The sequence below is a fragment of the Mameliella sp. AT18 genome (genome assembly GCF_028807275.1).
GTDB classification, from domain to species: domain Bacteria; phylum Pseudomonadota; class Alphaproteobacteria; order Rhodobacterales; family Rhodobacteraceae; genus Antarctobacter; species Antarctobacter albus.
This window is the reverse complement of record NZ_JARAMO010000278.1, coordinates 1-19552: the sequence shown is the minus strand read 5'-3', so window position 1 is coordinate 19552 and position 19552 is coordinate 1. Positions and strand designations below refer to the sequence as shown.

The 19552-nt window shown below is 66.6% G+C and carries 18 protein-coding genes; 5 read left to right on the top strand and 13 right to left on the bottom strand.

Annotated features, from left to right (window positions below; all coding sequences use genetic code 11):
- Positions 1 to 63: 63 nt before the first annotated feature.
- The gene (hslU, locus tag PVW46_RS22800; protein WP_274577784.1) at positions 64 to 1371 is read right to left on the bottom strand and encodes an ATP-dependent protease ATPase subunit HslU; all 1308 of its coding nucleotides are present in this window, start codon (positions 1369 to 1371) and stop codon (positions 64 to 66) included.
- Between the two features lie 133 nt (positions 1372 to 1504).
- On the opposite strand from hslU, the gene PVW46_RS22795 reads away from it, so the two are divergent.
- Entirely contained in the window at positions 1505 to 2440 is a 936-nt protein-coding gene (locus PVW46_RS22795; RefSeq protein WP_083242321.1) for a diacylglycerol/lipid kinase family protein, read from the top strand.
- Positions 2437 to 3222, top strand: coding sequence for a metallophosphoesterase family protein (locus PVW46_RS22790; protein ID WP_069209764.1), 786 nt, complete (start codon positions 2437 to 2439; stop codon positions 3220 to 3222). Before PVW46_RS22795 ends, PVW46_RS22790 begins: the two co-directional genes overlap by 4 nt.
- Before the next feature lie 7 nt (positions 3223 to 3229).
- Here PVW46_RS22790 and hslV read toward each other — a convergent pair whose 3' ends face one another.
- The 9 genes from hslV to regB form a co-directional block, all read right to left on the bottom strand.
- The gene (gene hslV, locus PVW46_RS22785) at positions 3230 to 3781 is read right to left on the bottom strand and encodes an ATP-dependent protease subunit HslV (protein WP_043142729.1); all 552 of its coding nucleotides are present in this window, start codon (positions 3779 to 3781) and stop codon (positions 3230 to 3232) included.
- A gap of 99 nt (positions 3782 to 3880) precedes the next feature.
- Positions 3881 to 4201: a thioredoxin gene (gene trxA / locus PVW46_RS22780; RefSeq protein ID WP_043142727.1), complete on the bottom strand. Its 321-nt coding sequence runs from the start codon at positions 4199 to 4201 to the stop codon at positions 3881 to 3883.
- A gap of 68 nt (positions 4202 to 4269) precedes the next feature.
- Positions 4270 to 7650: a double-strand break repair helicase AddA gene (gene addA, locus PVW46_RS22775; RefSeq protein WP_069209763.1), complete on the bottom strand. Its 3381-nt coding sequence runs from the start codon at positions 7648 to 7650 to the stop codon at positions 4270 to 4272.
- The gene (gene addB / locus PVW46_RS22770; protein WP_069209762.1) at positions 7647 to 10577 is read right to left on the bottom strand and encodes a double-strand break repair protein AddB; all 2931 of its coding nucleotides are present in this window, start codon (positions 10575 to 10577) and stop codon (positions 7647 to 7649) included. Before addB ends, addA begins: the two co-directional genes overlap by 4 nt.
- Positions 10570 to 11238, bottom strand: coding sequence for a nucleotidyltransferase family protein (locus PVW46_RS22765; protein ID WP_069209761.1), 669 nt, complete (start codon positions 11236 to 11238; stop codon positions 10570 to 10572). The genes addB and PVW46_RS22765 overlap by 8 nt, the downstream gene beginning before the upstream one ends.
- Entirely contained in the window at positions 11223 to 12185 is a 963-nt protein-coding gene (locus tag PVW46_RS22760; RefSeq protein WP_083242320.1) for an aminoglycoside phosphotransferase family protein, read from the bottom strand. Before PVW46_RS22760 ends, PVW46_RS22765 begins: the two co-directional genes overlap by 16 nt.
- Complete coding sequence (tsaE, locus tag PVW46_RS22755; protein WP_069209759.1) at positions 12182 to 12655, bottom strand: tRNA (adenosine(37)-N6)-threonylcarbamoyltransferase complex ATPase subunit type 1 TsaE; 474 nt, start codon at positions 12653 to 12655, stop codon at positions 12182 to 12184. Before tsaE ends, PVW46_RS22760 begins: the two co-directional genes overlap by 4 nt.
- A gap of 41 nt (positions 12656 to 12696) precedes the next feature.
- A complete protein-coding gene (locus PVW46_RS22750; protein WP_043142714.1) occupies positions 12697 to 14214 on the bottom strand; it encodes a PAS-domain containing protein in 1518 nt (505 codons plus the stop codon).
- 98 nt (positions 14215 to 14312) lie between these two features.
- Positions 14313 to 15719 (bottom strand): sensor histidine kinase RegB, encoded by a 1407-nt coding sequence (regB, locus tag PVW46_RS22745; protein ID WP_043142710.1) that lies wholly within the window; start codon positions 15717 to 15719, stop codon positions 14313 to 14315.
- 76 nt (positions 15720 to 15795) lie between these two features.
- Between regB and PVW46_RS22740 the strand changes: the two genes are divergently transcribed.
- Positions 15796 to 16419 (top strand): SCO family protein, encoded by a 624-nt coding sequence (locus tag PVW46_RS22740; protein WP_043142707.1) that lies wholly within the window; start codon positions 15796 to 15798, stop codon positions 16417 to 16419.
- 78 nt (positions 16420 to 16497) lie between these two features.
- Positions 16498 to 17052, top strand: coding sequence for an ActR/PrrA/RegA family redox response regulator transcription factor (locus PVW46_RS22735; RefSeq protein ID WP_043142704.1), 555 nt, complete (start codon positions 16498 to 16500; stop codon positions 17050 to 17052).
- Here PVW46_RS22735 and PVW46_RS22730 read toward each other — a convergent pair.
- Positions 17049 to 17918, bottom strand: coding sequence for a LysR family transcriptional regulator (locus tag PVW46_RS22730; RefSeq protein WP_069209758.1), 870 nt, complete (start codon positions 17916 to 17918; stop codon positions 17049 to 17051). The two genes, PVW46_RS22735 and PVW46_RS22730, sit on opposite strands and share 4 nt — an antisense overlap.
- 122 nt (positions 17919 to 18040) lie before the next feature.
- Between PVW46_RS22730 and PVW46_RS22725 the strand changes: the two genes are divergently transcribed.
- Positions 18041 to 18232: a hypothetical protein gene (locus PVW46_RS22725; RefSeq protein ID WP_069209757.1), complete on the top strand. Its 192-nt coding sequence runs from the start codon at positions 18041 to 18043 to the stop codon at positions 18230 to 18232.
- On the opposite strand, the gene PVW46_RS22720 is transcribed toward PVW46_RS22725, so the two are convergent.
- Both PVW46_RS22720 and PVW46_RS22715 read right to left on the bottom strand, forming a co-directional pair.
- Entirely contained in the window at positions 18220 to 18708 is a 489-nt protein-coding gene (locus tag PVW46_RS22720) for a GNAT family N-acetyltransferase (RefSeq protein ID WP_069209756.1), read from the bottom strand. The genes PVW46_RS22725 and PVW46_RS22720 overlap by 13 nt on opposite strands.
- Entirely contained in the window at positions 18705 to 19304 is a 600-nt protein-coding gene (locus PVW46_RS22715; RefSeq protein ID WP_069209755.1) for an HD domain-containing protein, read from the bottom strand. The genes PVW46_RS22720 and PVW46_RS22715 overlap by 4 nt, the downstream gene beginning before the upstream one ends.
- Positions 19305 to 19552: the final 248 nt, after the last annotated feature.

Here is a 19552-nt window from a genome sequence, read left to right as displayed (position 1 = left end):
TTCTTTGGTTTGAAAAATACCTCGGGGAGTGCGAGGGGCTGGCCCCTCGCTGTCCGCCGGCGGTCAGAGGACGTAGCGGCTGAGGTCCGTCGACCGGGTCAACTCGCCCAGGTGCTGTTCGACGAAATCCGCATCCACCGTGACCTCGGTCCCGGCCTGGTCGGGGGCGGTAAAGCTCAGCTCCTCGAAGACCCGTTCCATCACCGTGTAAAGCCGGCGGGCGCCGATGTTCTCGACGCTGGTGTTCACCTCGGCGGCGATCTTGGCCAGCGCGGCGATCCCCTCGTCGGTAAAGCTGACCGTGACCTCCTCGGTGGCCATCAGCGCCGTGTACTGGCGGGTCAGCGCGTTGTCCGTTTCGGTCAGGATGCGCACGAAATCCTCTTCGGTCAGCGCCCGCAGGTTGACGCGGATCGGCAGGCGCCCCTGCAACTCCGGCAGCAGGTCCGAAGGCTTGGCGATGTGGAAGGCGCCCGAGGCGATGAACAGGATATGGTCGGTCTTGACCGCGCCATGCTTGGTCGAAACGGTGGTGCCCTCGATCAGCGGCAGCAGGTCGCGCTGCACGCCCTCGCGACTGACATCGCCACCGCGCGCCTCTTGCCGGGCGGCAACCTTGTCGATCTCGTCGAGGAAGACGATGCCATTCTGTTCCACCGCTTCCAGGGCCGCGGCCTTGACGACCTCGTCGTCCAGCAACTTGTCCGCCTCTTCGGAAATCAGCACCTCGTAGCTGTCACGCACGGTCATCCGCTTGCGCGCCGTGCGCCCGCCAAAGGCCTTTCCGAACATTTCGCCCAGGTTCATCATGCCCATGTTGGCGCCGGGTTGGCCGGGGATTTCCATCATCGGAAAGGGAGAGCTTGTCTCGGCCACGTCCAGTTCGATTTCCGTGTCGTCCAGTTCGCCGTTCTTCAGCTTGTGGCGGAACATCTCGCGCGTGCCTTCGCGTGCGTCGGTGCCGGCAATGGCGGTGATGACCCGTTCTTCGGCGGCTTCATGGGCGCGCGCCTTGACCTCTTCGCGCATGTGGTCGCGCGTGTCGACGATGGCGGTGTCCACCAGGTCCCGGATGATCTGTTCCACGTCGCGGCCGACATAGCCCACCTCGGTGAACTTGGTCGCCTCGACCTTGATGAAGGGCGCGCGGGCCAGTTTCGCCAGGCGGCGGCTGATCTCGGTCTTGCCGACGCCGGTGGGGCCGATCATCAGGATGTTCTTGGGATAGACCTCGTCGCGCAGGTCATCGGACAGCTGCTTGCGCCGCCACCGGTTGCGCAGGGCCACGGCGACGGCGCGCTTGGCCTCTTGCTGGCCGATGATGAAACGGTCGAGTTCCGAGACGATTTCGCGGGGGGTGAGGTCGGTCATGCGTCTTGTTCCTTGTGCCGCGCCAGAGAGCGTGGGTTTCGGCGTGAGATATACATGTGACGCCAGAATCCAAGCCCTTTCCGGGAACCGCCTCCGCCGCCGGGGAGTTCCTGTCACCGAAAGCGAGGGCGCCATGCGGGATACGGGCACGATGCACGACAGGATGGAAATGGCGGCGACCGGGCGGATCTGCATTGTCGCCAACCTGAAATCCGGGCGCAATTCGCGCGATGCGGCGGCGGTCGATGCCGCCGCAGAGGTGCTGGGAGCCGAGGTCCTGGCCTGCACCCGCCCCGATCAACTGGGCGCGACGCTGGACAAGGCCGTGGCACGGCGGCCCGACATGATCGTCTCTGCCGGGGGCGATGGCACCGCTGTTGCAACCGCGGCCAAGCTGTTGGGGACGGGCATCGCCATGGCCGTCCTGCCGTTCGGGACTTTCAACTACTTCGCGCGGGGCCTTGGGCTGGACCCGGACCCGGCAGAGGCGGCCCGCCAGATTGCGGCAGGCCGGATCGAGCCCCGGCGCCTGGGCCAGGTCAACGGGCAGATCTTTCTCAACAACGCCAGCGTCGGCGTCTATCCCCGCATCCTGAAAGAGCGCGAGGCGATCTATCGCCGCTGGGGCCGCCGCCGCCTGATGGCGCATTGGTCGGTCGTCCGCAGTTTCCTGCGCTTTCGCCGGCCCATGCGGGTTCGGCTGGGCACTGGCGACGGGACGCATCACCGCAAGACGGCGCTGGTCTTTGTCGGTCGCTCGGGCTTTCAACTGGCGCGCTTTGGCCTGGCAGGGGGCGAGGCGATCAAGGCGGGCGGTTTCGCGGTGCTGGTCGTCCGCGCCGAAAGCCGGGGCGAACTGTTCCGCAGGGTGGCCCGCCTGGCTGCGGGAGCGGTCGAGGAAGGCGTGGACTATGACCTGATCCAGGGCGACCGGCTGGACCTCGACCTGCCCGGGAAACGGCGGATGCTGCTGGCCTATGACGGTGAAAAGCGCAAGATGGAGGGACCGTTGCGCTTTGCCATGACGGAGGAGGAATTGCGGCTGGTCATGCCGCGGGAGAGGGAATGAAGCGAATACTCCACCTGTCGGACCTGCACTACGGGCGCGCGCGGGAGGACCTGGAACAGCCGCTGCTGGACGTGATCGCCCGGTTGACGCCGGACCTGGTGGTGATCTCGGGCGATTTCACCCAGCGCGCGCGGGTAGGCCAGTTTGCCCGGGCGCGCGCCTTTCTGGATCGTCTCGATGCGCCCTGGTTGGCGGTTCCGGGCAACCACGATACCCCGCTCGACAATCTCTGGCTGCGGATGGTGGCGCCCTGGCGGCGCTATCGGCGTGCCATCCATCAGGATCTCGAACCACGATATGCCGACGACGGCATGGTGGTCGTCGGTGTGAACACGGTAAACCGCTTTGCCTGGCAGCGCGGGCGGCTGTCGTCGCGGCGGATCGCCCGGGCTTGCGAAGGCTTCGGCGCGGCGGGCGACAGGGCGCGGATCGCGGTTCTGCATCATCCTTTGCAGCACGGCGCCGGGGTCCGGAAACGGCTGATGCAGGGGGCGGATGCGGGGCTGAGGGGCTTTGCGGAATGCGGTGCGCGGATCGTCCTGTCCGGGCACCTGCACAACACGGTGATCGCCCCGATGCGGGCCTGGCCGGAACTGCTGTTCGTGCAGGCGGGCACCTGCCTGTCCAGCCGGGTGCGGGGTGAGCCCAACACCTTCAACCTGCTCGATCTCGACGGGCCGGATGTGCGGATCGCGCGCTGGGCCGCCGGTGAAACGGGCTTCGTCGAAAGCGACGCCGTCAGCTATGTGCAGCGTGACGGCGCCTGGCATCGCAGGGGCTGAGCCGGGCTCAGCCCAGGGTTTCCACTGTCAGGTTGCCATTGGTATAGACGCAGATGTCGGCGGCGATCGCCATGGCCGTGCGCGCCACCTCTTCGGCGGATTTATCGGTGTCCATCATGGCGCGCGCGGCGGCGAGGGCGAAATTTCCGCCCGACCCGATGGCCGCCACGTCATGTTCAGGTTCCAGCACGTCGCCGGCGCCGGTGATGACGTAAAGCTCCTTGCCGTCGGTGACGATCAGCATCGCCTCGAGTTTCTGAAGGTACTTGTCTGTACGCCAGTCCTTGGCCAGTTCGACGCTGGCGCGCTGCAATTGCCCCGGCGCGGCCTCCAGCTTTTTCTCCAGCCGTTCCAGCAGGGTAAAGGCATCCGCCGTGGACCCGGCAAAGCCGCAGAGCACGTCATGACCGCCCGGAGACAGGCGGCGCACCTTGCGCGCGGTGCCCTTGATCACGGTCTGGCCAAGGCTGACCTGGCCGTCGCCCGCGATGACCACCTGCCCGCCCTTGCGGACGCCGATGATCGTGGTGCCGTGCCAGCCGGGAAACTCGTCGGACATGAGAACGCTCCTTGTCGGTTGTGGCCCGATATGGGCCATGCCGCGCAAAACGACAAGGGCGCCCGAAGGCGCCCCTGCGAATTCAAATGGTTACGCGGCTCAGATCGACTCTTCGATCCAGCTTTGCAGCGCGGCCTTGGGGCGCGCACCGGCGAGGTTCGACACCGCCTGTCCGTCCTTGAAGACAAACAGCGCGGGGATGCCGCGCACGCCCATCGCGGCGGCGGTGTTCGGGTTCTGGTCAACGTCGACCTTGGCGATCTTGACCTTGCCTTCCATCTCGGCGGCCAGCTCTTCGAGGGCGGGACCGATCTGCTTGCAGGGGCCGCACCACTCGGCCCAGAAGTCGACGACGACGGGGATGTCGGAATTCTTCACTTCGGCGTCGAAGGTGTCATCGGTGACGGCGACGGTGGCCATTGGGGAATCTCCTGAGATTTGAGGCAGCCTTTTCAGGTGTGGGAAGGTATGGAGGGGTCGCCAGCGCGTCAAGATGCGGCGGCCCGACCGAGTGCTTGTGTCACAAGATCGTGCGGCAGCGGCATATAGTGTGCACGCGCGGTCCAGACCAGGGCTGTGTCGATATGCCGACCGGGATAGACCTGCGCCAGGGCGGCGGCATAGGCCCCCATCTGCCGCAAGAGTCCGTCTGGCACATGGTCGGCGCCGTCGGGCACCGTGCGGTTCGATTTGAAATCCACGGCGGTGATCCGGTCGGGCGCGATCAGCAGCCGGTCGATGATCCCATGTATCCGCCCCAGCCCCGGCAGATCGGCGGTGACGGGCACCTCTGCCAGCGCATCGGGGGCAAAGACATGCGCCAGCGCGGGCGCCTCCAGCACCGCCAGCGCCTCGTCCCGGATCGCGGGCAGATGCCCGGTGACAAGGATCAGGTCCGGGTCCGTTTCCATCTGGGTACAGAGCGAATCCGCGGCCTGTGTGCGTTGATCGGCGGGCAGGGGGGCCAGGTTTTCCAGCAGGTGATGCAGCGCCGTGCCGCGCGCCTTGGCCATGTCCTCGGTATCGCCGGCGGCCCCGGGCAGCGCCTTGGCGCCGCCGAGATCGGAGGGCGACAGGGCCTTCGTGGCGGCCACGGGGTCCGGCGCCGGGGCCAGCAACGCGGCGGGCAGGTCTACCGGCGCGGGCCGTGGCTTGTCGTGGACATCCAGGGGCAGGTGCGACCAGTCCGACAGGCCCAGCCGCAGGCCCTCGCCACTGCCCAGGTCGCCGAAATCGAACATCACCCGCTCGGGGCCCGAATCCTCCATCCCCCGCGTGACCTTGTCGTACCAGGCCTCGCCGGATTTCCCCAGGTCGCCCGCCGCCGCCACGATCAGCCATTTCTCGGCCCGGGTCATGGCGACATAGAGCAGGCGGTCCTTTTCCTGCGCGGCCTTCTCCTTGGCGGTGTCGACCACCGCCTGCTGGCGCGGCGGCATGGCGTCGGCGCTGGCCTTCCACATCGGGCCGTCATCGTCGGTGAACAGATCGTCGCGCAGCTTGGTGTCCGGTTCGGCGCAATCGGGCAGGATGACCACGGGCGCCTCCAGCCCCTTGGAACCATGCACCGTCATCACCCGCAGGGTTTCGCCCGCGCTGTCCGGGGCGCGCTTGATCTTCAGGTTGTCCGACCGCGCCCATTCCAGGAACCCGGTCAGCGAGGGCACGGCGCTTTGTTCATAGGCCAGGGCCTGTTGCAGCAGCGCGTTTATCCCGTCCTCGGCCTCTGGACCCAGCCGCCCGATCAGCAGGCGGCGGCCGTCGTGGCGGGTCAGGATGCGGTCGATCAGGTCGTAGGGGCGCAGGAAATCGGTCTGCCCGCGCAGGTCGTCCAGCACGCGCAGAACCTCGGGGAAATCCTCGCGCCGGGCGCGCAGTTCCTCCCAGAGATATTTCTTCTGCCGCCGGTGGGCGAGGTCGAAGAGCGCCTGTTCCGTGAGGCCAAAGAGCGGCGAACGCAACAACGTTGCCAGCGACAGGTCATCCTCGGGCGTGGAGAGGAAACTGAGCAGGGCGATGATGTCCTTGACCGCCAGTTCCGCCATGACCTTGAGCACGTCGGCCCCGGCAATGGGCAGGTCCTGCTGCTTGCAGGCGCGGATGATCTCCTTGAACAGGCGTCCGCGCTTCTGCACGAGGATCAGGAAATCGCCCGCGTGAACGGGCCGCGCGCGGTAGGTGCCGGTATGGCCGACCTCCTCGGGCAGGGGGGTGCCGTTCTCGATGCTCTCCTTGATGAAATGCGCGATGCGCTGGGCCAGTTGCACGGTATGATGGGTGGCGCTGGGCCGGTCGACGGGTTCATGCCATGCGCCGTCCTCCTCGTCTCCGACCTTGTCCACCAGCGGCCAGAGATCGACCCGCCCGGGCATGGCCTCCTTGAAGGCAAGGTGCCCGTCACCCACGAACCCCGAGGCCTCGGCGCCGCGAAACGTGTTGTCGACCAGCCGCAGGATCGGCTCTGCCGAACGAAAGCTGTAGTCGAGGCTGGCAGGCACCAGCGGCGCGTCGGTCCGGGCAAGACGGTCGGCGAAATCGTCGCGCATCCGGTCGAACTCGGACGGGTCGGCGCCTTGGAAGGAATAGATCGACTGTTTCTTGTCGCCGACGACAAAGATCGTGCGGCGCACATCGGCCCGCGCGCCCTCGCCTGCGGTGAATTCCTGGGCCAGCCGTTCGATCACCTGCCATTGCACGGGCGAAGTGTCCTGCGCCTCGTCGACAAGGATATGGTCGATGCCGCCATCCAGCCGGTAGAGCACCCATTCCGCGACGCCCGGATCGCGCAGCAGGTCGCGCGCGCGGGTGATGAGATCATCGAAATCCAGCCAGCCGCGGCGTTGTTTCTCGGCGTCGTAGTCGCGCAGGAAGGCGCCTGCGAAGCCGTGCAAAGCCGTGTCGCGGTCGGCGGCGGCCAGTGCGCGCTGCATGGCAAGCGCCTCCTCGACCCGTGCGGCCAGTTGATCCAGCGCCTCGAAGAGGTCGGCGGCGCTGGCCCGCACCCCCTTGGTGCCCAGCGTCTTGCGGATCGTGCCTGCCTGCGTCAGCAGCGCGGCCTGAACTTGGGCCAGCCCGGCGCGGTCCGGTGCCTCGATGGCGCCCAACTGGCCTGACAAGGTCTGATCGGTCTTGCCGCCGGTGGCGAGGATCTCGGCCAGCGCCCCGAAAAGATCCAGTTCGGACCCCAGGAAGACCTGGTCCAGCAGGGTGTCCTCGTCATCCGTTTCGCGCAATCCGTATGCGGTGCGGATCTCGCCCGCATCCTTGGGCGGGGTAAAGGCATCGCGGTGGCGGCAGACCTGCGCGGCGATGCTGTCCACGTCGTCGCCCGAGACATAGGGCGCGATGGCGCGGATCAGATGCGCCTCGGATCCCTCGGCCATCCGGTCCAGCACCTCGGCGCGCAGCAATTCGGCGGCGCGGTCCTCCATCTCCTGGAACTGCGGAGTGACGCGGGCCTCCAGCGGGAACCGACGCAGCAGGGAGGCGCAGAAAGAGTGGATGGTCTGGATGCGCAGCCCGCCCGGCGTCTCGATCGCCCGGGCGAACAGCGTGCGCGCTTCGCGCAGGAAATCGCCCGTCAGGTCCTTTTCGACGCCCAGTTCGCGCAGCTCACCCCTGAGCGCGGCTTCATCCAGCATCGCCCAGCCGCCCAGCCGTTTGAACAGGCGGTTCTGCATCTCGCTGGCGGCGGCCTTGGTATAGGTCAGGCAGAGGATGTGCGACGGGTCCACCCCGTCCAGCAGCAGCCGCGCCACCCGGTCGGTCAGCACGCGGGTCTTGCCCGATCCGGCATTGGCGGCCAGCCACGTCGAATGCCCTGGCTCGGCGGCGCGCACCTGCGCCTCTGTCGCGTCGTCGCGCCTCATGTCAGCACCTCCTTGACCGGCGCGTCGGTCACGTCCCATTCGCCGTACCGCGCGAGGTGGTCGTAATCCCCGGCATCGCTGTCCTTTTGCAGGGCGCGGCGGGCGGTAAAGCCGGTCTCGGCGGCATGATAGGCGCTGATGAGGGCGACGAACTCCTGCCAGACCTGCTCGGGCGGGGCATCCTCCAGCGGGGCCAGCACCTCGCGCGGGTTCGAGGGCTGCAGCGAGACAAAGACAGCCCGTTCCACATGTGGCGGGTCCAGCGGGGGGAAGCCGCCCTCGTCCAGCATCGCCGCCTCCAGCAGCAACTGCTTGTCAAAGGCGCGCTGTTCCTTGGGTGAGGGCGCGGCGCCGGTCTTGTAGTCGTAGATATGCGCCCCGCCGCGCCCGTCGATGTCGATCCGGTCGGCGGTGGCGCTCAGGGTAAAGCCCAGCGCGGGGATCTGACGTTCGCCCTTGATCTCGTACTGGCTGGGGGTGGCGCGGCCCTGACGTTCCACCTCGGTATCCACGAACCAGGGCGCGATGCGGGCCATGCGCGCCTGCCAGAGCGCACGGACGGTGGGAAAGGGCACCTGGTCCGGGTCGCCGATGATCTGTTCGGCCAGCGCCATCAAACGGTCGGGCCGCAGGTCCAGCGGTTCCTCCTGCGTGGCCTTGACGAAGTCCTCCAGCACCTTGTGGGTGAGGATGCCGCGCATCAGCGCGTCGGGCGCCTGCATCAGAGGATCCAGCGGACGCAGCCGCAGGACATGCTTGGCGTAGATCGCGTAGGGATCGCGCACCAGCCGCTTGATTTCGGTGACCGAGAGTTTCGCGGGCCGTGTCCCGGGGGGCGGCGCGGGTGAGGGGCGCGGCACAGGCGTGGCCTCGATCGGCAGTTCCGAGGCACGCGCCAGCGCCAGCCAGCGGTTGCCGCGCGCCTGCATCGCGGCGATGACCTCCTTGCCGCCCTGCGCCTCCAGCCCCCGCATCAGGTTCAACAGCCGGTTGACCCAGCGAGAGGGCACGGTTTCCGCCTCGTCCGATTTCAGCGACCGTGACAGCCAGACCTCGGGTGCGCCCGCCGCCTGTTGGAAGTCATGCGCCGACAGGCCGATGCGCCGTTCGGGCAGCAGCAGCCCCGCCTTGGCGCGCATCTGCCGGTTCAGCCAGGGGTCGGCGCCGGGCAGTTCCGGCCAGGCGCCCTCGTTGAGGCCTGCCAGGATTATCAGGTCGGCATCCATGACCCGCGCCTCCAGCGTGCCCCAGATCAGGATGTCGGGGTGGGGCGCGTCGCGGTCGCGGACCTCTTCGCGCGACATCAATGCGCCCAGCAGGTCGGCGAAATCGCGGGCGCTCATCTCGGCGCCATGCTCTGCCTCTCTCTCCAGTCCGGCCATGACGCCTTGCAGCTTGCGGCCCGCCGCCTCCTGCCACAGCCCGCCTGTGCCTTCGGTGTCCGGCCCGGCACAGATCGCGCCCGCCAGTGTCAGCAGGTCGGCGATCCAGTCGGCCAAGGGGCGTTTGCCGGGCCGTTCCTGCCCGCAGAACCGTGCGCCGACCCAGGCCGCCCAGTCGCCCTGCGACCGCTTTTCGCCCCAGAGCGCCAGCGGTTCGGGCTGGGGATAGGGCATGCCCTTGCGACGGATGAACAGCTCCAGTTCCCGGGTATTCAGAAGGTGCGGCCCCCGGTCGGCGCCGCTGTGAACCAGCGGGTGCTTGAGCAGGGTCAGCAGCATTTCCGCGGTCAGAGGTTTGACAAAGAGTTCCGCCACATGGCGCAGCAGTCGCCCGGGCGGGGTCAACTGCGCGGGCGTGCCGCCGCTGTCGTCCGGCAGGATGTTCCAGCGGTCCAGCGCAGAGGTCACGCGCCGGGTCAGCATCCGGTCCGGGGTGATGACGGCGGCGCGCTGACCGTCCGCCACCGCCTGCCGCAGGCGCAGGGCGATGGCCAGCGCCTCGTCCCGCTGGCTGGGCGCCTCCAGCAGGGTCACATCCTGCATCGCCGCGTCCAGTGGCGGCAGCGAGGGCCCTTCGGACAGCCATTGGTGCGTGACCGGCGCGGGTCGCAGGGCCAGCGACAGCACGCGGTTGCGCACCGGGCTGGGCGGCGGTGTCTCGGTCCAGGGGCGAACATTTCCGGGCGCCATGTCCAAAGCCTGCATCAGCCGGGCAAAGCGGAACTGCGGGTGATCCTCACCGGTCAGCGCGGTGTCCAGCCGGTCCCAGACGTGATCCGGCGTGTCGGTGTCAAAGCCGGGCAGGATCACCGCCCCCTGCGGCAGCCGCGCCACCGCCTCCATGAAGGCTGCCGTTGTCCCGCGCGAGCCGGTCGAGCCTGCAACCAGGATCGGATGTTGCGGCGGGCTGTCCTGCCATTGCCGCAGGCGCAGGTCCAGCGCGCGGCGGGCATAGGCCTGCGGGTCGGGGGCGCTGTCGGCCTCGAAATACTGTTGCACGATGCGCAGGAAGGTCAGCGCGCGTTGCCAGTGGCCGGACTGGTCCGAGACGTCGAGGGTCTCGATCACCTCGGGGGCAACGCCCTCGCCCTGCATTTCCTCCATCAGGGTCGCCAGGCTGTCGGCCAGGTCGAACAGCGCCGCCCGCGGGGCAAGATCGGGCGCCTGGTCCAGCAGTTTGGACACGAGGCCCGTCAGCTCCAGCCGCCGGCGCAACGGGGGCACTGGCGCGGGCAGGGCGGCCTTTGTCAGCGGGTCGGCCAAGTCGGTCACAAGGCGGATGCGCGGCAAGAGGCTGGCAGGACCCTTGTCGAACACTTCGCGCAGGCGCCGCGCCATGCGGTCGGAGTTGACGTAGATTTCCACCCGCGCCAGCGCCTCGGGCGGGGCATCGCCCAGGCGGGCGCGCAGGCCCGCGACAAGTTCACTGGCAAAATCGGCGCCCGGCGGCAGGCCGAACAGGCGCGGTCCCGTGTCGTCAAACATGCAAAAGTCCTTCGGCCAGCGCGATGCCTTCGGGGTGGCCCACATCGCACCATTGGCCCGGATAGGTGAGGCCGCAAAGGCGGCCCGTTTCCGCCTGGGCATTCCACAGGCGATTGAGCGAAAAGACCTTGTCGGGGATGGCGTGCAGCCCCTCTGTCTTGATGATCTGCGCGCCGGTGTAGACAAGATCGCCCTTGCGGCTCAGCTGCCCGTCCGGCTGCAGGCTGAAATCCCCGGGGGTCTTGCGGCCCACGGCGCGGGCCAGCGGGACGCAGAGCAGAAGCGCGTCCATTCGAACCGGATCCCAGGCCGCGCGCAGCAGGTCCAAGGGGTTCGGACCGTTCCAGATGGCGTCTGTGTTCAGCGTGTATACAGGGTGTGCACCCAGTTTCGGCAGGGCAAACCGCAACCCGCCACCGGTGTCCAGGATGTCGGGATGTTCGATAGAGACATGGATGCCTGTCCCGTTCAGGTGGCTTTCGATCTGGTCTGACAGGTAATGCGCATTCACGACGCGGGTCGCGATCCCGGCGGTCAGGTCCAGCGCGTGATCCAGCAGGGGTTTCCCGGCGACCTCGATCAGGGGCTTGGGCCGGGTGGCCGTCAGTGCCCCCATGCGGGTGCCGAACCCGGCGGCAAAGAGCATCACGGCGTCGGGCATGGGGATTTCAACCTTGTCAGATGGTCCGGCGAGGGCGCGGGCAGGGCGGTGTCGAGGACCTCTTTCACCGGGGCCAGCAGCGGGTGCGCAAGGTCGTTCTGCAGGTGTGCCCAGACGCGCGGGATCAGGTCGATGTAATGCGGCTTGCCCCGCGTCGCGGCGAGACGGGCAAAGACGCCCAGGATACGCAGGTTGCGCTGGGCGCCCAGCACGGCCAGAGAGGCGCGGAATGGCGTTTCCGCGTGCCCGGTGGCGGTGCAGTAATGCGCGATACAGGCCTTGGCGGTGTCCGCGCGCACATCACGGCGCGCGTCCTGGACAAGGGACACGAGGTCATAGGCGCGGTGTCCAAGCAGGGCGTCCTGGAAATCGAGCAGACCGGCGCGGGCGGTGTCCGAACGATCCGGCAGGAACAGGATGTTTTCGGCGTGGTAGTCGCGCAGCACCATGACCTCGGCGGGCTGGGCGTGGGCCTCCAGCAGGGGGTGGAAGGCGGCGATGGCGCGGGGCAGGGCCTCTGGCGCCTGCGTGTAGTGGATAAAGGCCAGGTCGATCTGTTGGGCCAGATGATCCGGCGTGGCGATGGGCAGATCGGGCGCCGCGGGATGTCGGTGCAAGTCGATCAGCACATCCGTCGCCAGCAGGTAGAGGTCGCGCTCTGCCGTGGGAGTCTCTGCCAGCCGCGCAACCAGATCGTCGCCAAGATCCTCGATCAGCAAGAGGCCGTTGGCTGTATCCTCGGCCAGGATGCGCGGCGCGCTCAGGCCCATTCCGCAGAGGTGCCGGGCCAGTCGGGTAAAAAGCGCCACGTCGCCCTCTGGGTCCTGCATCAGGATGGCGGTTTGCCCGTCAAGGAACAGCCGCGTGTAGCGCCGGGCAGAAGCATCCCCGGCCAAGGCCTCTTGCCGGGCGGCGCCCCATCCTGCTGCACTCAGGAAGTCACTCACGCCGCCTGCTCCGCGATCAGCGCATCCCAGCGCGGCGCCTCCCAGTCCAACACCAGCGCCCGGGCGTCCTCGTCCTGTCCGGCGGCAAAGCTAAGCCAAAGGGCGTCGCGGGGGGCCAGATCCTCCAGCCGGTCGGGCCATTCGACGAGGCAGATGGCCGTCTCAAAGGCCTCTGTCAGGCCCAGTTCGACGCTCTCGTCCGGGCCGGTGAGCCGGTAGAGATCGGCATGCCAGAGCTCGCCAGTGGCGGTGTCGTAGGTCTGGACAAGGGTGAAGGTGGGTGAGGGCACGTCCTCTGGTTCGTCCAGCAGGGACTGGATCAGGCAGCGCGCGAAATGGGTTTTTCCGGCGCCGATCTCCCCCGTCAGCAGCAGCACGTCGCCGGGCCGGAGACCGGCGCCGATGCGGCGGGCCAGGGCGCAGGTGGCCTCTGGCGTGGGCAGGGTGAGGGCGGTCTGGCGCGTGGTCATGGCGGCGAGGATACCGGCGCCGCGCAGGGGCCTGCAAGCGGCTATCCCACCGCCTTCCGGCGATTGTCGGGCTGTGCGGTTTCCTCTGCCTGGACGGGCAGGCTGGTAAAGCGGACAAGGGTCGCCCCGGCGGCCACGGGCTGCACCATGCAGCGCAGTTGTTCACCGGACTTGCGGGTCAATTGCGCCTCCCAGCCCTGGCGGTCACGCAGGGTCAGGACAAATTCGCGCAGGTCGGCCCAGATCGGGCTGGGCTGGCAATCCTGCTGCCATTCCTTGGTGGCATCGACGATGGTGATCTCGGCAAAGGCGCTGTCGGGGTCGCATTTCCACTGTGCCCGGTAGGCGGCGTTGGAAAAGGTCAGCACACCCAGTCGAGAGAAGACGGCCACCGCGTCGTCGAAACAGTCCAGCACCGATTGCGTCAATTCCAGTTCCGAGCGGAAGCGGCGCGTGAGCGAGATCTCGGCGCTGATGTCCTCGATCAGGAAGGCCACGGCGCCGTCCGGATGCGGGCGGCCGGTGATCTTGTAGGTCAGGCCAGAGGGCAGGTTCCAGGTCTCGCAATAGCGGTCTTCGCGCGCGGCAGAGACCACGTCATAGAGCTTGTCCCGCCAGGAGGCATAGTTCTTGGGTTCGGGCATCATGCGGTTTTCCCGCATGTGATCGAAGAAGGACAGGAGGTTGGGTTTGGCCGAAAGGAAGTCCACCGGCAGATGCGTCAGGTCCACCAGTGCCGGGTTGAACAGCACCAGTTGCCGGTCACGGTCAAAGACGGCCAGACCGATGGGCAGGTGGGCAAAGGTCTTGGTCAGCGTCTGGACGAAGTTGCGCTGCGCCATCTCGGCGTTGACGAGGCTGTCGATGCTTGTGGCGTAATGCACCCAGCCGTGTTCGACCGGGCGTGAGACGACTTCGAGCCAACGCTGCGGCTGGCCCTCGGGCTTGATGCTGATGCGGGTGCTGCGCTCGACTCGTTTGGAGGGCAGTTCGATGTCGACGGGACAGGTGCCGTCGATTTCGTGCCCGGTGCTTGCGCACAGGTGTTCGTAGGCCTCGTTGTACCAGATCAGTTGCCCGTCATCATCGGTTTGCCAGAGCGCATCGGGGGCGTTGCGCGACATTTCCGACAGGCGGTGGTACTCGTCGCTCTGGCAGCGGGCCCGGAACAGCGTGGCGGCGCCGTCGGGCGTGCATTGCAGACGCAGGTGCAGCCGGCTGCCCGCGGGGTCGGCCCACAGTTCGGCATTGCCGACATGAGGCGAACGCCAGTGCAAGGGCCGGTCCGGCAGCTCTTCCGGCAGATCCGGGAAGCCGGGCAACAGCGTTTCGCGCACCTCGTCCCAGCCCATGCCGGTCAGCACCGTGCGATCGAACAGCACTGCGGCATCCTGCGTGAAATCGACAACTTCGCCGTTTCGGAACAGCAGTACGGTTTCCGGCGTTCCAGAGTGCTGCAACTGCGATCGGCGCGGGCACAGCGTGAACAGGATCAGTGCCGCGGCCATGAATGCCGCGGCGGCACCGGCGCCGATTGCCAGAATTAATAGATCCTCCAAGGTCCTGCCTCTTACCCGTGTCCCGCGGATTGGCCTTCAGGTTGATTTCAGTTTGGTTAATTTCGCGTTAAGCATAAAACATTAACGTTAAACTCATCTTAAATTTCAATCGGGCGGTTCTCTCCCAGCGCGGTCCCCGGTTTTGCGGCGTCGGCGACGATCTTGCTGTGTGGCCAGACCACCTCGACGATGGCGCCGCGGCGTTCGGACTGGTCCGACACCGCCGAGTATGGATCCGATCCATTGGCAAAGCTCAGCTCGGCCCCGGTGCGTTCAAGCAGGGTCTTGGCGATGAAAAGCCCAAGGCCCATGCCCTCATATTCCGGGCGCGCGCGTTTTTCGCTTTCGCTGCGGCGGCGGCGCACGAAAGGGTCGCCGATGCGGCCGATCAGGTGCTGGGGAAAGCCGCGCCCGTCATCGACGATACGAATGGAAATCACGTCATCCGTCCACATCGCCTCGACCCAGACTTTGGTCCGCGCGAAATCCACCGCATTCTGGACCAGGTTGCGCAACCCGTGGATCACTTCGGGGCGGCGCAGGATCTGCGGCTGGGCATAGTCGCCCCCGGGGCCCGGCCCCTCCTCGATCAGGATTTCCTTGCCCCGGTCCTGGTGCGGTTCGGCGGCCTCGCGGATCACCTCGATCAGGGGCGCGTGGCGCATGTGCAGGTCGTCCTTGCCCGCCCGCCCCATGCTGCGCAGGATGTCGCGGCAGCGGTCGGCCTGTTCCCGGATCAAGAGCGCGTCTTCCTTGAGATCGACGAGGTCGGGATGGTCGTCCAGTTCCTCGGCCAGTTCCGACGAGGTCAGCTTGATCGTGGCCAGCGGCGTGCCAAGTTCATGCGCCGCAGCGGCCACCACGCCGCCGAGGTCGTTCAGTTTCTGTGCCCGGGCCAGCGCCATCTGCGTGGCGGCCAGCGCGTCGGACATGGAATTCATCTCGCGCGTGATGCGGCGCGAGTAGACAGAGATAAAGACCAGCGCGATGCAGATTGCTGCCCATTGGCCGTACACGAAAATGTCAGGAATGCGCAGGATGAACCCCTGCTCGGTGCGCAGGGGCAGGTGGTAATAGACCATGCCCGTAACCAGCGCGAAGGCAGTGAACCCCAGCAGAAAGGTCGACCGCAGGCTGAGCACCGCCGCCGAAACGGTGACCGGCGCCAGCACCAGAAGCGAGAACGGGTTGTGCAGCCCACCCGTCAGGTACAGCAGGAAACACAGCTGCAAGAGGTCGAACATCACCATCATGAAGTTCTCTGTCTCGCTTAACCGCTTGTTTTCTGGAAAAACCGAGATCGCGATCAGGTTGCCGACGATCGAGACACCCACGGCCAGGTAACACAGGCCCAGTTCCAGCTGCAGGTTGTAAAGCCGCTGGGCCAGGGTGATCGCGATCAGCTGTCCGATCACCGCGAACCAGCGCAACAGGATCATCGTGCGCAGCCGGATCCAGTTGCTACGCTGTTCGTCGCCGATCAGTCCGAGATCCCCTTGCGCCATCTGCGCCCTTTCGTCCCTCTTGCGTCCAGCCTCTCAACGGATAGCTACAGCTAAACCATTCCAGAGGAAGAAAGTCATGCAGCGTCTTGCCGCAATCGCCGCCTTCGCCGGTCTCGTCGCCATCAGCGCCGGTGTCTGGGTCTACACTCAGCAATCCGCCTCGGACGATCCCTTTGCCCAGTGCCGGACCAGCAAGATCGCCGGGGGCGCGGAAACCATTGGTGGACCTTTCGAGCTGTTGAACAAGAACGGTGAGACGGTGACCGACAAGGATGTGATCACCAAGCCCAGCCTGGTGTATTTCGGCTACACCTTCTGTCCCGATGTCTGTCCCTTCGACACCGCGCGTAACGCCGATGCCGTCGATGTGTTGGCGGAACGCGGCTACGACGTGACCCCGGTCTTCATTTCCATCGACCCCGAGCGGGACACGCCCGAGGTGGTGGGCGAGTTCGCCGAGGTGATCCACGACAAGATGATCGGGCTGACCGGCTCTGCCGAACAGGTCAAGGCGGCCAGCCAGGCCTACCGGACCTACTACCGCAAAGAGGCCGACGCGGACCCGGAATACTATCTGGTCGACCACTCGACCTTCACTTACCTGGTGCTGCCCGAACAGGGTTTTGTCGAGTTCTTCCGGCGCGAGGTCACGCCCGAGCAGATGGCTGACCGCACGGCCTGCTTCATCGAGGCATCTTGACTTGCCCGGATGCGTTTGACCGCCGGAACTTAGCCCGCTAATACTCGTTTTCACGCAGTTGTGGCGGGAGGAAGGCTATTGGCGGAACGCAGCATCGAAGAACTGGGAGCTGACCGCTCGTTGCTCCTGGTCGATGACGACGAACCTTTCCTGAGGCGCCTCGCCAAGGCTATGGAAAAACGCGGTTTCGAGGTCGAGATGGCCGGTTCCGTTGCGGCGGGCACGGCCATCGCCACCGCGCGCCCGCCGGCCTACGCGGTTGTCGACCTGCGGCTTGAGGATGGCAACGGCCTGGACGTGGTCGAGGTGCTGCGCGAAAAGCGGCCCGACAGCCGCGTGGTCGTGCTGACCGGCTATGGTGCCATCGCCACCGCCGTCGCCGCGGTCAAGATCGGGGCGACGGATTACCTGTCGAAACCTGCGGACGCGACCGACATCACCAACGCGCTGCTGGCCAAGGGCGACGACCTGCCGCCGCCCCCGGAAAACCCAATGAGCGCCGACCGCGTGCGTTGGGAGCATATCCAGCGGGTCTACGAGCTGTGTGATCGCAACGTCTCGGAAACCGCGCGGCGGCTGAACATGCACCGCCGGACACTGCAGCGCATCCTGGCGAAGCGCAGCCCACGCTAAGTGGCGACGCTGGATTTCAGCCAGTCGACGAAGGTACGCACGGACGGTCTGACCGGGCCGCTGGGCAGGATGACGTGGTAGACCGACTTGCGCGGATAGGTCAGGTCCAGCTTGACCAATGACCCGTCGTCCAGGTGGCGGCGCACGATGACATCCGTCGCCATGATGGCGCCGATGCCGCGCCGTGCCGCCTCGATCTCCAGTGAAATCTCGCCGATGTCGCGGCGTTCGACCCTGTCCACGTCGATTCCCGTTTCCGCCAGCATGCGGGCATCGGGGCGGTCCGCCGGACCCAGGATCCAGGGCAGATCCTGCGGCGCCGCAGACGCCGCGAGTTTCGGCGAGGCAACGAAGACCGTTTCGCATTCGATCAGGGGCTCGCAGCGATAGTCCGGCCAATCCTCGGGTGTTCCGATGCGAATGCCGATGTCGAACCCGTCGAAATCCACCGGCGACAGGCAGGCCCCGGGCACGAAGGAGACCGGGATTTCCGGATGTGCGCACCAGAAGTCACAGAGTTTGGGCAGGATCACCGCGTCCACGATAAAGGTGGTGGTGGTTGCACGGATGCCACGGCTGGCCTCTCGCTGCCGCAGGCCGTCGATACCATTCGCCAAAAGGGAAAACGCCTCGGTCATGGGTTTGGCGAGTTGCTGGCCGGCCTCCGTCAGAACCAGCCCCCGGCCTTCGCGCCGCACGAGTTTCGCGCCAACCTCTGATTCAAGTGACCGCACCTGCTGGGCCACGGCGGCGGGTGTCACGTTCAGGGCGCGTGCGGCGGCGGAAAATCCCTGCAGCCGCGCCGTCGCCTCAAAGGCGCGCAGGCTGGCAAGCGGCGGGAGGTGGTGCCAGTCGATCTCTGCCATCTTTTAGTCCACCTTAAAGGTCACGCAAAATTCCTGACTCAGGATTTGTCAGAACTCAAGTTATTTATGGCCCTGGGCCGAAGGTGCCCTGGGAGAATACGATGCTTCAGTTATCAGAAGACATGATGCGTGCAACGCGCCGCTACGATGCCGCTGGCCGTGGAATGCGCCGGGACATCGAAAAGGAAGACGCGGCCCTGAGGGCGGTTGCGGCCCTGCCCGTCGCCTGGGCGCCCGGAGCATGGTTGCGGTACGTCCTGGACGGGGCGCGCCAGGCCACAGCGCACCCGGCGTTGCGCCGTCAGAGGTCGTAGCGTTTCAGTACCTTGTCGACGGTCCGGCCATCATCCAATCGGACGCCGGGCTTGGTTCCGTAGTCCTCGAACCCCCGGCTTTGGTAGTAGGCCAGCCCGCCCATATTGTCAGAACGGATGTTGGCATTGATCCAGCGATAGCCAAGTGCACGGGCGGCCTTTTCGGTTTCGCGAAATAGCGCCGAGCCGATGCCAAGCCCGGTCCGGCCGTGGCGGGCAAAGGTGGCGATCTCGGCCGCGTCTTCCGGCAGGTAGCCTGCCGGCTCGATCCACTGGAACCCCATGACTTCGCCGCTGTCATCCTCGGCCAGGTGCCAGGCGGCGCGGTCGGGACAGCGCGTGATCCAGCCGCGCAGGTCTTCGGTGTCAACGGGTCGGGTCATGGCGGTGGTCCCGCCTGCGGCGATCACCTCGTTCAGCAACTCGGCCAGGGGACGGGCGTCCAGCGGACCGGCGCGGCGTATCGTGATCGTCATCGGGGCATCTCCTGCAACAGGGCCGCGTGGCGGGCGGTGAAATCTGCGCGCACCTCGATCGGCGGGCGCAGGTGGATCGACAGATCGGCGATCATGTCCATGTCGGGCGCGCCAAAGAACCTGTCCGCTTCGGCACGGGTAAACCCGGCGATCTGGGTCGCCTCCATCCAGGCACTGATGCGGTCCGCCTTCTTGATCTGCTTTTTCAGCCGCTGCGGCGTGGCGGCGGGCAGGCCAAAGCGGATGTGGATGGCGGCGGAGAGCCGCTTGTCCAGTTCCTCGTAGTCCGGACCGACAGCGGCTTTTACCGGAGAAATCATGTCGCCGATCACGTATTCCGGCGCGTCGTGCAGCAGCGCGGTCAGCCGGTCGGCCACGCGCGCCTGCGGGCAAAGCCGGCCGAATATCACCTCGACCAGCAGGGAATGCTCGGCCACCGAATAGGCATAGTCGCCGCGCGTCTGCCCGTTCCAGCGGGCGACAAAGGCCAGCCCGTGGGCGATGTCCTCGATCTCGATATCCACCGGCGTCGGGTCCAGCAGGTCCAGCCTGCGCCCCGAAAGCATCCTTTGCCAGGCTCGCGTCTGTTTCGCCATACTCTTCCCCGGGGTCCTGCTGCGCGGCCCTGACTAAGACGCGAATTCCTGCTTGTAAATCGGGCGCTGGCCGGAACGTCACGGCCCTGCGGCGGAGTATGGCGTTGTACGCGAAGGCCGCCGGTGCTACCTGCTGGCCAGAGCATCGCCGCCCCGCACAAGGGGCGCGCCACCGCATTCGAAGGAACCGAGATGACCCAGGATTACATCGTCAAGGACATTGCACTGGCCGGGTTCGGCCGCAAGGA